Origin of the sequence: Pseudomonas sp. ARP3 (genome assembly GCF_001029595.1) — a bacterium.
GTDB classification, from domain to species: domain Bacteria; phylum Pseudomonadota; class Gammaproteobacteria; order Pseudomonadales; family Pseudomonadaceae; genus Aquipseudomonas; species Aquipseudomonas rhodesiae.
In genome coordinates, this window is the sequence record NZ_LEKF01000020.1 from 20,070 (window position 1) to 33,497 (window position 13,428).

Below are 13,428 nucleotides of genomic sequence, written 5' to 3' on the forward strand. Positions count from 1 at the left end.
TTTCGTCTGCCGTTTGTCGGAACTGTCATATTTGACAGGTATCCTTCGCGCTCCAGATGTATTTCACTCACAGGGATCAGAGTGCCGGTCAGGCATGGAGCGTCCAGTGGTTAAGCGAACAATCTGCCTGCTTGTGGTGATGATCTGCGGCGTTATGCACGCCAGCGCGAAGCAGGGGTGTCCGTACGCGTCCTCCGTTCAATTAAAAGAGGGGCGTTTCCAGGCGCGCGATGGGCAGCTTTTGTGGCAGGGGCCTAAGGTTACCCAACTGGATTTCGTCAGCGGGTTCGTGGGCGCATTGTTCATTCCTACCCAGGGGCAGGCGCGGGAAAACGGCTACGTTGAGAAGTGCATCTACCGAACCAACGGCGATCAAGTAATTGCGCTGCGCTATGGCGGCTCGGAGGAGGTCGACAGCGTGTCGCTGACCAGCAGCCTGCATTGGCGCCTGGCCAAGGATCCCTTCGGCCAGGACATCTATATCTGCGATGACAGCCAGCCCGATAATTGCTCTTTCACCATCGACCGTTCCAAGCACTGAGCTGTCAAAAGTCGGAAAGGTCTGCCAGAGGGTGCCTACCCTCCCACGCTTTGTTGAAGTGCGCCTGCACCACGGCGTCCGGGATCGCATTGATGTCCGGCCAGTGCCAATGAGGCGTCTGATCCTTGTCGATCAACCGCGCACGCACGCCTTCGGCGAATTCCGGGTGACGGCAGCAATTGAGGCTGAGGGTGTATTCCATTTGGAACACCTGGGCCAGGGACAAATGCCGCGCGCGCTGGATCTGCTCCCACACCAAGTGCGCCGTCAGCGGGCAACCTTCACTCAATGTTTTGCCCGCGCGGTTGAACAGCGGGTCGGCATGCTCGCGCAAAGCACTCAAGGCCCGCCACGCACAGCGCACATCGCCCACGTCCAGCCAAGCGTCGATCTGCGCGCGCCGCGGCAGCCATTGCGCGTCGGGTTGCTGGTCGTGCGCCTCCTGGGCCAGGGCCTTGAGCAGGCTGTTGAGCTGCATCGCGGTCTGTTCCTGCCAATTCAATTGCAATAGGCCCTGGAGCAGCTGGTCTTGCTGGTCGTCCCGTAGGAAACGGTCGGCCAGCCCCAGGTCCAGTGCGTCACGCCCATTGATATGCGCTCCGGTCAGGCCCAGAAACAAACCGAGTTTGCCCGGCAGGCGCGACAGGAACCAACTGGCCCCCACGTCCGGGTACAGGCCGATGCTGATTTCCGGCATGGCCAGCCGGCTGCTGGGCGTGACGATGCGCACCGCCGCGCTTTGCAGCAGGCCCATGCCGCCGCCCAGCACATAACCGTGACCCCAGCAGATCAGCGGTTTGGGGTAGGTGTGCAAACGGTAATCGAGTCGATATTCGGCGGCAAAAAACTGCGCGCCCAGGGCGGGTACTTCGCCCGGGTGCTCAAGGCACGCCTGGGCCAGGCTGCGTACCTCGCCACCGGCACAGAACGCCTTGGCGCCATTGCCGCGCAGCAACACGCAGACGATTTGCGGGTCTTTGGCCCAGGCCTCCAGGCGGTCGCCGAGGGCCAGGATCATCGGCAGGGAGAGGGCGTTGAGCGACTTTTCAGCGTCCAGGCTGGCGATGCCGATACGGGCACCGCCGCTGCCGGTGAGTTCTTCGAAGTGCAGATTCATCGTGACCTCAATCGAGAAAGTGAAAAATCAGTATGATCCTTTGGTGGGAAAGTGCCGGTGGTGTGTCAGATCAATTGACAAGCGGGGGCGGCTTTCCTACGGTTCGCCTCATTCTTTTTTTACAAGACACTTCAACGATGACCGACGGCGACCGCATCAAACTCGAACCCAGTTGGAAACATGCCCTACGCGATGAGTTCGACAAGCCCTACATGGCCCAGCTGCGCGAATTCCTGCGCCAGGAGCATGCCGCCGGTAAACAGATCTACCCGCCTGGCCCGCTGATTTTCAACGCCCTCAACTCCACGCCGCTGGACAAAGTAAAAGTGGTAATTCTTGGCCAAGACCCTTACCACGGCCCCGGCCAGGCCCATGGCCTGTGCTTCTCGGTGCAGCCGGGAGTGCCGGCGCCGCCGTCGCTGGTCAATATCTATAAAGAACTCAAGCGCGACCTGAACATCGACATTCCCAACCACGGCTACCTACAGAGCTGGGCCGAGCAGGGCGTGCTGATGCTCAATACCACCATGACGGTGGAGCGCGCCAACGCCAACGCCCATGCCGGCAAGGGTTGGCAGTTCTTTACCGACCGGATTATCGAAGTGGTCAGCGAGCATCAGCCGCACTTGGTGTTTCTGCTGTGGGGCGCCCACGCCCAGAGCAAGCAGAAGCTGATCGATGCCACCAAGCATCTGGTGCTGACATCGGTGCATCCGTCGCCGCTGTCGGCGTATCGCGGGTTTATCGGTTGTGGGCATTTCAGTCGCGCTAACAAGTTCCTTGAGCAGAACGGCGAAACCCCAATTGAGTGGCGGTTGCCGCCTGTCTGAGTACGCCGCCCGGCTTAACCATGCGCCTCACGTAACTCGATGCTTGCGTGATGACCTGCGGCCTCTTGATGTGTATGCATCAAGGGGTACCTGTTATTCCTGACAGTATCCGACCTTCTTGTATCAGCATTAAATAATCTCCCTGGCCTCGTCGGTCTGGTACATGCCAGCACGCTTGTCAGTGGTCAATCATTGGTTCAATGCTTGAGGAGAGTAGAAATGTCTAATTCTAAAGTTTCTTCAAATGCGGAGGCGATGGGCTCAAAAAATGTCGACGTGTCCGGGCGCAAGCGCTCGGGTTCCGCCAAGACCCTCCAGATGCCAACAGTGCCTGAAGCGTTGCCATTACTGCCGGACGAGGCGGCTTGGACGATTCACTCGGACCTCCAGAATCAACCGTTGGCGGTGACGATCGAAGACGTATGGCCAGTCCACTATTCTCACGTCGCCATGACTACAACGGTTGTATATTTTTGGCAGAACCTTGAAGTTCATCGCCGTGAAATCGTGGGGCCTTACGATCCCAATGCTGTGTTTCCTTTGGTTGAGTACTTGCCGGCAAGCGTGTTAAGTACTGGCGGTATACGCCAGCTCAGATATCAGGTGAGTGCGCCGTTGCTAACGACGACTTCCTCGTTTATCACAATGATCAACGTCGACAAGACTGAACCCAATAATAATAATCCAGGTCCGGAGTTGATTTTTGGCCCTGAAGTGGCAGATGGCATTGTCACCGACGATGAACTGGTGGCAAACAACGGTATAGGGGCAGAAGTCGAGCGTTGGACGGATATTCGCCTTGAAGATGAGGTCGAGTTCTTTTGGGGAGCGGTAGCCAACGTCAATTTTGTGGGTAAGCTGATCATCGGGCCAAATCATGTGGCGGGTGCGCCGATTCTGATCCATTTCCCTGAAGACTTTATTCGTAAGAGTGGGCCAGGCCTCAGGTCCGCCTCTTATCGGCTGATCGACCGTGCAGGTAATATCGGCCCGTTCTCCGCGCCCACCGAAATTGAAGTCAGCACCATAATGTTGCCGGATCTTCCCCGTGCTGAAGTGCCCCTGGGTGAAGACGACGGCCTTATAAACCTGGACGATGCTCGTACAGGCGTTATTGTCGAAATCGAACAGATTTTCGGGGCGCAGCCGAACGACACACTCGTCATTTGGTGGAATACCCATACGCTTGCCGTCGTGACAATTGGGGTGGCCCACGCTTGGCCCATCCGTGTACCTGTGAAGTGGGAGATCCTTTCAGCCGAGGGGTTTGAGCAGGCGATTCCCGTGCGGGTGCGTTATCTGTTTCAACGCGGCAGCGCGTCGAAGCCATCGCCTGATAGCTTTTACATTCTGGACTTCAGTGTGGCCGGACCAGACCCGCAAGGACCTGATCCGATCAATACCCAATTGCCTTTGGTCGTCGTAAAAGGAGTTACAGGGGATGATGTTGTCACCCAGGCGGACGCCCCGGGTCCTGTTCGCGTCGAGGTGAGACTATGGAACGGTGACGTAATACCTGGGCAAAAGTTGGAACTGTTCTGGGGCGGAGAGGCTGCGCTGGCGGACGAATATGAGATTCAGCCCGGTGACCTTCCCGGTCAAACCGTGGTTTTTTGGGTGCCTTGGCTTTTGATCATGCGAGCAGCGTCAGGACAAGTACCGGTGTATTACTGGACGGATAACGCTGTCAATCGCCAGCGCAGTCCTGACAAATTGGTGCGAGTGGAGCTTGATACACTCAAGGGCCTGGTGAGGCCTGTATTGCTGAATGACAGCGACCGCAATTTCGTTGCTTGTGATACCCATCCGGAACCCTGGACAGGCGTGTTCATAGGTATACCGTGGGATGCTACCCACTTTGAGGTCGGTGACCGGCTTGAAGTGTATTGGAGTAGCCACCGCACAAAAGATGGTAGCGGAGATCCTTTCCCAGGTACGAGTGTTACGTTCCATGTTGAGTTGTCTGATGCTCACAGAGATCTTCAGCAGGTTGAGGTACAGATACAACCCTTCAATCCGCTGTTTACCCTTCCTGGGCTGGTCGCGGATTGGGGTTCGGGTGTTGTCTTCTATCGGTTATTCAAAGCGTCCGGGCCAACGGGTCTGTCGGCCAAGAAGCTCATTTACATTGATCTGAAAAGGCCAGGTGGTGGCACTTGCCTCGGGCCTATTCAGAGTGAGTGAAAACTGAAAAAAGCGCTCACGCCTGATGCCGATCAATCAAACCCTCTCGCTTGACCCTGGGCGCAAGAAATCGAAATCCGATGCCTGTACTGGCATCGGATTTTTTGCGTCTTGCGCGAGCACTGGAACTGACCCACGACATTGCTTGCACCCGATTTACTCTAGTCGTTGGATACCTTGCTCGATCACTCTTCGGGGGAGCAGCAGCTTGAACTGGCCGGCATGGTGGCACCGCGCAAGCGGCGTTTACCGCTGACAGTGTGCTGCCGGCCCAACGCCTGTCATGGGCCTAATACGCCACGTTTCCAGCGTGTGAGTCCTATAGGAATACCCCCAGTTTCCGCATCTTTACCTGTCAAGGTTGACAGGTGCGCGCCTGGCACAGGGGGGGTTAAATAGACTCGTCACTCGGTCCAGTTAGATGTCTGGAAGCGAGCCATTCTCTATTCCATGTGAGAGTAAGCAGCCATGACAAAACCCAATAACTCCCGAGCGCTTGGATCAACCTCCACGAGCAAAAAAAAACTGACGATAGCACCGAACTCTCCGTTGTTGGTGCGGCCGCCATGGGCTCGAACCCCTCGCGGACCGCGGGTGCTGGATGCGCTACATGTGGTGAATGCATTGCCCGACGTGGCGGACGGGCAAACGAATCTAATGGACATCGCGGAGTTGTACGCTGAAGGCGTTATATGTGAAATCGCAAGGTGGAACGAAATCCTGCCTGTTGGCGACGACGAATTGGAAATTCGTATTAATAATGTCCTTTATGGCTCTCGAATTCCTTTCAGTAAGCCGTTGTCTGCGCACACCTGGCCCTACCGCTTCTCGATACCGGAAGACAAGATCGGCGAACACGGGCTGAAAAGCCTACGCTATGAAGTATTTACCTCCAGCGGTACGACGGATGGCCCTGCTCTTCCTACCTCAGTGACCATTGACCGCCGAGACGCTAATGCCGGTCTTAGGCCAGGCGCGGTGACGTTACCGGGTTGGGTGGGCCACTATGTGACGTTACAGGATGTGGACGATAACGGCGGTAGCCTGACTTTCCAGGTACCGCGTCGCTTGGACCCACAAGTTGGCGACAAACTGGAGATCTTCACAAAGTTTCCCAGTGATACGCCCATACTGACTTTGGAAAATCTACCGCGTACCACTGCGCCGATACAGGTCAGTCTGACCACCGCTCAGCTTGCTGCGGATGGGGGGGGGCTAAAACAGATCAACTTTGTTTACACCGATCGTGCCGGTAACCAAACCAGCTACCCGAGCGCTATGCGAGAGTTCACATTGGTGACGCGCGCCCTCCCCGCTAACCTGCGAGACCCAGAGTGCCCTGCAGCACCGCTCGACCTGACCGACGCTCAATTGAATCGTGCTGAGATCTGGATCCGCAAATACGACAATGCGCAGGCTGGAGACCAGGTTTTTATCGAATTCAACAGTTTTTTGATCGTGGGTACTGTAGATCTGAGCTGGCCGCTTAAGGTAAAAATTCCTTGGGAGGACCTTAGGGATGGAGGTCTCACCGCACCCTACGTGGCAGACGTGTTCTACAACATTCATAGCGGCGGATTAATTGTCGGCCCTTCGGGAACCATCACGGTGGATGTGGACTTGACCTCGGCGGGCGGGCGGCCTGAAGACCCGGGTCCTGTTAATCCCGAGCTGGGTCCAGTGACAGTGACTTCATCCGGGGGCCTGACCAATGAAATCGGCCCTGGCGACTTCGGCGACGCTACCGCCCGGTTTGCGCGCTATACAGGGGCTACGGCGGGGCACCTTATTCAGCTGTGGTGGAAAGGCATCCCTTGTTTCGACCCGCCTTACCTAGTCACTGTGGCAGATGAGACTAATCCCGAGTTCATGCTTACGGTGCCTGCGGAGGTGATCAAGCAGGCAGGCAACGGAGACATTCCCACTTGGTACACACTCAATAACGGGGTGAACGATAACTTCGTCGATTCAGTGGAAACCCTTGTGCATGTCCGCGCGTTTGCCGTAGATAACCTGAATGGCATCGAGTACCCGGACGCGCTGGCCTTCGACGATTTGTTTGCGCTTACCTGCGACCAGGACATTGTTGGTGGGATCAAAACCGTAATCAGAGACCCTGCGAACTTGCAGGCGGGCGATCAGATAACGCTTCATTGGGTTGTTTATGGTCCGGATGATTTCTACTCCGCCGAGAAAACGGTGGATCTGCCTTTCCCTCCCGTGACGGTTAGCCACGACCACACTGATCCGGGCCATCCTGGCGAGCGTTTTACAGTACCGTTCCCGGTCTATATCCAGCCTGTCGTGAGCGGGCGTATTGAAGCTTACTATCACGTACTAAAAGCGGATGGCGTAACTGAAGGCGATTCACCCGTCACCTTTGTGCTGATGACTCGGCGTCAGACAGGTAATACCATCTGTGGTAACTGATGTAACGCGTTGAGGAGCCTTGTCCGCTACCTGGCGGCGAAAGCCTTTAGGTAGCGGTTCTTCGCGTGTGATCCACGCACGAAATTGCCCATTTGTGTGGACGCGGCTGATAGCGTGGTTTCGTGAGATGAAATTGAAGTATTGATCGCGCGCGCTTAGCTAGAGCGAGATTAAGAATAATCCTACGCGACCTTAGACTTGCCTTACATGAAGTTCCTCTTCGGCTCCGTACTCTAGGCCCCCACTGAAAGCCCAGGGCGATAAGCCTTTAATCGCTTGGCTTGTTCAGTCACCCGACTAGAGGTTAATTCTCCGTGACTCATATTAAATTTTTTACTCCAACTCGACTCGCTACTGCTATCAAGTTTTTGGCATTGATGCCATTGTCGCTCGCCGCCACAAAAGCGCTTGCTCTGGAAGTCTTTCCAGGCCATGAACTGACCATTGATGCCAGTTCTCCGTTAGACCGCTATAAGTTGAGCGGTGATGCAAAACTTATTTCCAATGGCGCCACGATCGTCAGTGTCCTTGCCAACGAATCGACCTTCGAAATGAATGGCGGTCGGGTACAGGCCGGCAATGAAGTGGGCGTTTCACTTTATGACAGTTATGCGAGCATCCGTGATGCGCATATTTCCAGTGACCGTTCTATCGGATTGATCGTGGGGAGCCAAGGTGCCCAGGGGTCGACGGCCGATGTTTTCAATACCCTGATCGAGGGCGCCACCCAAGGCGTTATCTTGAATGGCGCCAGCGTACTGACTTTGAATAACAGTGAGGTCATAGGCGGCGAGCAAGGCCTGTTGGCCGTTGATGGGAACTTGAACGCGAATCAGAGCCGCATCACTGGCGCCACCAATGGTATTGAAGTCTATCGGCACCCGACTGCACCGAACCCGGCGTCCTTTACGTTCAACCAGACGGCTGTGGTTGGCGAGAGCGGCGCGGCTATTGTGGTGAAGTCTCCTGGCGTGGTCGAGATCGATGTCAATAACGGCTCCACCCTGCAGGGTGGTAATGGCAACATGCTGGAATTGACGAATGGCGGTTCGGCCAACATGCGCGTCAACAGCAGCGCCCTGGCCGGCAACGTTCAAGTTGGCACCGGCAGCGCGCTGGACCTGAACCTGGACAGCGCCACCATGCACGGCGATGTGATCAACAGCGGCGGCACCGCCAGCGTCGGTCTCGACAACGGCTCGATCCTGACCGGCCGCCTGGAGAACGTCGACAAGCTGGCAATCAACAGCGATGCCACCTGGGTGATGGTCGATCACCAGCAGGTAGGCGACCTCTCCCTGAGCGGCGGCAACGTCAAGTTCGGTGAGTCCGGCACGTTCTACCAATTGGACGTCGCTAACCTGTCGGGCAACGGCACGTTCCATATGACTGCGGATTTCTCCACGTTGACTGGCGATTTCCTCAACGTTACGGGCACTTCCTCGGGTGAGCACAAACTGCTGATCGCCAGCAGCGGTGCCGACCCGCTTAGCGCTGATCGTTTGCACGTGGTTCACACGGCGGACGGCGGTGCCCAGTTCAGTTTGCTCGGTGATCGTGTGGATGTCGGTACTTATTCCTACAGCCTGATCAACGAAAACGAAGGCAAGGATTGGCTGCTCGACCCGGAGAGCAAAGTGATCAGCCCAAGCACCAACTCCGTATTGGCGTTGTTCAACGCTGCACCGAGCGTGCTGTTGGGTGAGACGACTACGCTGCGTACCCGTATGGGTGAGTTGCGTTTCAGCCAAGGCCAATCTGCGGGGCTGTGGACGCGCGCTTATGGCAATCGGTATGAGGTGTCCAACGACAAGACTGGCCTGGGGTACAACCAGTCGCAACGCGGTTTCTCCATCGGTGTAGACGCGCCTGTCGAAGCGGGCGACGGCCAGTGGATTATCGGTGGGATGGTCGGTCACAGTAACTCGAACCTGGATCTGAACCGTGGCAGCAGCGCCACGATTAACAGCTACTACGTGGGCGGTTACGCCACCTGGCTGGATGCCGAAAGTGGTTTCTACTTCGACGGTGTGCTCAAGTTCAACCGCTTGCACAACGAGTCGAACGTGGCCATGAGCGACGGCAAGAAAGCCAAGGGCAACTACACGCAGAACGCAGTGGGCGCTTCGGCGGAAGTGGGTCGGCACATCAAGCTGGCTGACGATTACTTCGTCGAGCCTTACGGCAAGCTGGATGCGGTGATTACCCAGGCCCAGAGTTATACGCTGGACAACGGCCTGGATGCCAAGGGTGACCGGTCGAGCACAGTGATCGGTGAGCTGGGCACCACCGTCGGACGGACGATCCAACTGGAAAGCGGCAGCGTGTTGCAGCCGTACCTGAAGGCGGCGATAGCCCATGAGTTCGATCAGAGCAACCAGGTGTCCGTTAACAATAACGCGTTCAACAATGACCTGTCGGGTTCGCGTTTCAAGGTAGGTGCGGGTGTCGCGATGTCCGTGTCGCAGAACCTGAAGTTGCATGCGGATCTGGAGCACAGCACCGGCAAGAACATCAAGCAGCCTTATGGTGTGAATGTGGGCCTGCGTTACGATTTCTGAGCAGGTAAAACCAACGCCGGATGTCATGCAGTTTGCCGGCACAATAAAAAACCCGCCTCGAAAGAGGCGGGTTTTTTTTAACAATTAAGTTAACAGCGTGGGATATAACACTTACAGGCTGACCACGATGATATTGGCATTTCCAGAGTTGGCCACATAAGCACGGCTGCCATCAGAGGTAATAACAATCTCTTTAGGTCGGTCCAGTGGGTAGCTACTGGTATTGATTTCTCCAGTGATGGATTGGGTGGACGTATCGATGATTTTTATCGAGTTTTCTCCATGTAAACACATGTAGGCTTTTGTGCCGTCTGGCGCAAATGCAATGCCCCAAGGATAGCCGAGGTTGTCAATTCTCTTGATAAGTGTCACGGGGACGGTCGCAGCGGACAACATCATCAAATACCCATCCGTCGCATACGAACCGGCGTTGGTTGCGTAAATAACGTCGGCAGTGGGGCTATAGGCTAATCCAAAGTTTCTTCCTGAGCCACGAGGAACAGTAAATGAGCCTATTATGGTGCCTGAAGCCTGATCGAATGTTCTTATATGATAGCCATTTGTATAAATTCGAGTGCCTGAATGATTGAAGGCAATTGCTTGTGTATAGTAACTGCCGCCATTAAGCCATCTCACATACTTGTTAGTCGAAGTGTCTATTTCTTGGAGACCTCCATAATATTCGTTTCCACTGTAAAGGCGGGATCCTGTTGGGTTTAAGCGTAGAGCTGAGTTGTATGGGAAACCAGCAGACGAGATCGTCGCTATTGTCTGAAAATGCGTGGTTTCAATAACCAGCGTCGAGGTACTCAGTAAGCTGACGTACAGATTCCGGCCATTCGGGCTAACCGCTATACCCGAAAGCGCCCCCGTTCCAGTCACTTGGAGCGTACGAATCACTTCCCCCTTGTCGGTGTCGATCACTGAAATCGTTCTGTCACCCACATTGGTCACATAGAGTCTCGAGTCGTCCTTGGACAGAGCAAGGTGACTAGGGGTATGCCCTACTTGAATCTCGCCTTCCACGACCCCCGATGCTTTTTTGATCCTGTACACCGGTGACCGGCTAAAGTGCTGAGCCGTCGATTCGTTCCCGCTGCCATCGAGCGATACCCGCGCCTGAATCGTCACTGTGCTGTTATCGGGCAGTGACCTGAGGTAGCTGGCAGGGATCAGATCGAGGGTACGTCCGGCCGTGAATTCAGCGGATGTGACGGGCATTGAAACGCGAAGCGCAAGGTCGGTGGAACTCAATATATCAATCCACAGCAATTGCGAGGCCCGGAAAAACGGCCACCGGTTAATTCGCACATGGTTGGCAACACTGGGGTTGATTGCCCCGCCTACTGTTTCGGGAATAGTGACCAAATCAAGTAACGAGTCCGGTAGCGCTAAAACCTCCACGGTAAGATTCGGCGAACTAGTCGTCCCAGAGGCTTCCATCAGTTGGTACGACACGTTGAACTCACCACCCAAGTAAGCCGCGACAAAGTCGCTCGATAAGTTGAAGCGCGTGTAGGTTTCACCCGGTTCGGGTATGGAGGGCCGTGCGGGGATGTCTGGAGTACCGACCCCCGGTTTACCGGTGATAATGATTTTAATGTCTGCGTCGTTCGGAAAGGTGTTCGACGTCACGCGGACTTCCAAGGAAGGTGGGTTGGGTGCAATCACATGCACAGGGTTGAGTTCAACCCGGGTTTCCGAGATGTACGTGGCTTGCACCACACTGGGTAACGGTAAGATACGCGGTCCGCCAATCGCAATGATCAGTTCCAGGGAAAACTGAGTGGGCCCTGGCATTACTGGTTTGAGTTCGTAATACAAATGCGCCGTGCCGCCCTCGTTGTTCAGTACAACGGTGCGACCAATGGTGAAGGGGATTTCGGCATCCTCCCAGTTTTCGTCTATTCGGAACCATGGGCTCGTGTAACTACCACCCGGTTTCGAACCGATGAATATGACTCTGATCTCCGTGCCCGCGACGATAGACGGATGCGGTTGTACCCTGACGTTCAAATTACCTTTGTGGATCAAAGGGTTGAATCTAAAGTCGGGTGGTACTGCCTGCAGTGTCGTAGGCGCCGGCAGTTTATTTTGAGTCTTGCCAACGTAGATGATCGCTACGTCTGACGGTGGCCTTGGAATACCGCCGTTAATGATGTAATGAGCCTTGAAATAGCCTCCGTAGAGGGCGAAGAAGAACGCGCCATCCAAGATGAAATCAATATCGCCCGTGCCGGCGACGTCCGTGTAGGTCGCATAAGTAGGGGCACCACTGGCTGGAAACCCCACCACCACCAGCTCAACCCTATCTTGCGAGTTTTGCCCCATGTAGTGCGGGACTACGATATGCACCGGGTCGGTATTTTCGGGCAACACTCCGTTGATCAGACCCTGCACCTCTGGAGGCGGCAACTGTGTACCGGTGGGGTTGCCGAAAATGTAGTAAAGCGCGGCTGAGGAGTTACGGTCGGGTGTGCCTGGGCGAATCCGTTTGTAGGTGATCAGAATCAGACCATCGACCAGGGGTAAGAGGAAAGAAAGGGGCAGGGGGATATATGCCCTGATCAGGTTGGTATTCGTTACCGTATAGCGCAGCACGATTGAGCTGGATATGGCATGAACAAGCCCATAGACGGTCAGGACGACCACATCGTTGATGTTGTAGCCGTTGAAGCGTATCGGCACTTCGATGGTCGCGTCACCTATGAGATCCGGCACATTGATGACGTCCTTATCGATTTCCGGGTCGTAGTGCGATTCAAGGACATGCACCATTGGCAGCAGCGGTTCCACACCGTTCCCGGCCCGAAGTTCGATCAATCTGGACGGTGAGAAGCCGGGGGAGTGATTGCCTGCCTTATCGACGACGTACCACTGGACCAGATGCACGCCATTGGGCAGTTGGCTCCAGGTCCCATGGTAAGCCACGATCCGTATTGGCTCATTGCCGGAAGCCTCGAAAGACGTGACGGTGTGCTTGATAATTACGCCGCCGATACTGACGTGAATGACATCGTTCTCTTTACGGCTATGGACGGGAGATTCGTTGGTATTCAAAGGGTAATTGGCGATCAGCATCGACACGCCGAGGCCTATCTGCTCATCGGTAACGAACCCAAAGTTTTCGATTTGGGGATCCTCAAACGTGACAGGGCTCATGTTGTCGTTGTAAGGCGTACTGGGGATCGGGTCCCTGCCCACAGGGGGCTCACGGTCTGCGAGAAAATTGAACACTTTGCTGCTTTCGACAGCGCCGCCCGTGCGCTTAACAAAGGCTTGCACGGTGTTGTTCGCTTGGTCGATAAAACGACCGCTGTCCATGAACAGGACAGTGATCTGGTCGTTATCTATTTCTTCTTGGCTAACGGTGTGAATAGGTCCCCGTACGCCATTGATCTCCAGCCAGATAAAGTCATCCGCCTCCCTTTCCAGGTACCCCGGAAGCAGACAGATAACCCCCTTCGTGTGGAGCACCAACGCCGCTTTGTTGAGCGCGGCATCGTGACCGGCAACGGGTTTTGTTTCAGTGGGAAAGATAATCACCAAGTCGCTGAACGGTTTGAGTTCGCCGGGAAACAATCTACGGGGTAAAAGCCCGCTAGGTGGCTTGGGGACGCAATGGGAGATGATTGCAGGTAGGTTAGTACCGTCTGAGCGGGTCTCAGCATTCTGATCCAAGGTCATGATCGTCAGCCTCTTGGGGTTGGTCGGTGCGGACACCCCACCCTCAAGGCAGGGCGCGTCGAGAATCATTGAGCGCCG

General features: G+C 55.4%; 7 protein-coding genes. 5 read left to right on the top strand and 2 right to left on the bottom strand.

The genetic code is table 11. The features are described 5' to 3' along the window. The first annotated feature begins 106 nt into the window (after positions 1–106). Positions 107–541, top strand: a complete 435-nt coding sequence (locus tag ABX75_RS20750) for a DUF3757 domain-containing protein (protein ID WP_034096374.1) — start codon at positions 107–109, stop codon at positions 539–541. Between the two features lie 4 nt (positions 542–545). Here the strand turns inward: ABX75_RS20750 and ABX75_RS20755 are convergent, their stop codons facing one another. After that, the gene (locus tag ABX75_RS20755) at positions 546–1,658 is read right to left on the bottom strand and encodes an enoyl-CoA hydratase/isomerase family protein (protein ID WP_034112382.1); all 1,113 of its coding nucleotides are present in this window, start codon (positions 1,656–1,658) and stop codon (positions 546–548) included. A 137-nt stretch (positions 1,659–1,795) separates the two neighbouring features. Between ABX75_RS20755 and ung the strand changes: the two genes are divergently transcribed. The 4 genes from ung to ABX75_RS20775 all read left to right on the top strand — a co-directional run bounded on the left by ung (position 1,796) and on the right by ABX75_RS20775 (position 9,663). Continuing rightward, positions 1,796–2,488 carry a uracil-DNA glycosylase gene (ung, locus tag ABX75_RS20760; RefSeq protein WP_034096376.1) on the top strand — a complete coding sequence of 231 codons (693 nt, stop codon included), beginning with the start codon at positions 1,796–1,798 and terminating at the stop codon, positions 2,486–2,488. Positions 2,489–2,707: 219 nt separating this feature from the next. Beyond that, a complete protein-coding gene (locus ABX75_RS20765; protein WP_047882574.1) occupies positions 2,708–4,672 on the top strand; it encodes a hypothetical protein in 1,965 nt (654 codons plus the stop codon). 594 nt (positions 4,673–5,266) lie between these two features. Then, the gene (locus tag ABX75_RS20770) at positions 5,267–7,102 is read left to right on the top strand and encodes a hypothetical protein (RefSeq protein WP_144419311.1); all 1,836 of its coding nucleotides are present in this window, start codon (positions 5,267–5,269) and stop codon (positions 7,100–7,102) included. Positions 7,103–7,479: 377 nt separating this feature from the next. Next, positions 7,480–9,663, top strand: a complete 2,184-nt coding sequence (locus ABX75_RS20775; RefSeq protein ID WP_082136183.1) for an autotransporter outer membrane beta-barrel domain-containing protein — start codon at positions 7,480–7,482, stop codon at positions 9,661–9,663. Between the two features lie 111 nt (positions 9,664–9,774). Here the strand turns inward: ABX75_RS20775 and ABX75_RS20780 are convergent, their stop codons facing one another. Further along, the gene (locus ABX75_RS20780; protein WP_158231138.1) at positions 9,775–13,350 is read right to left on the bottom strand and encodes a YncE family protein; all 3,576 of its coding nucleotides are present in this window, start codon (positions 13,348–13,350) and stop codon (positions 9,775–9,777) included. Positions 13,351–13,428 lie beyond the last annotated feature (78 nt).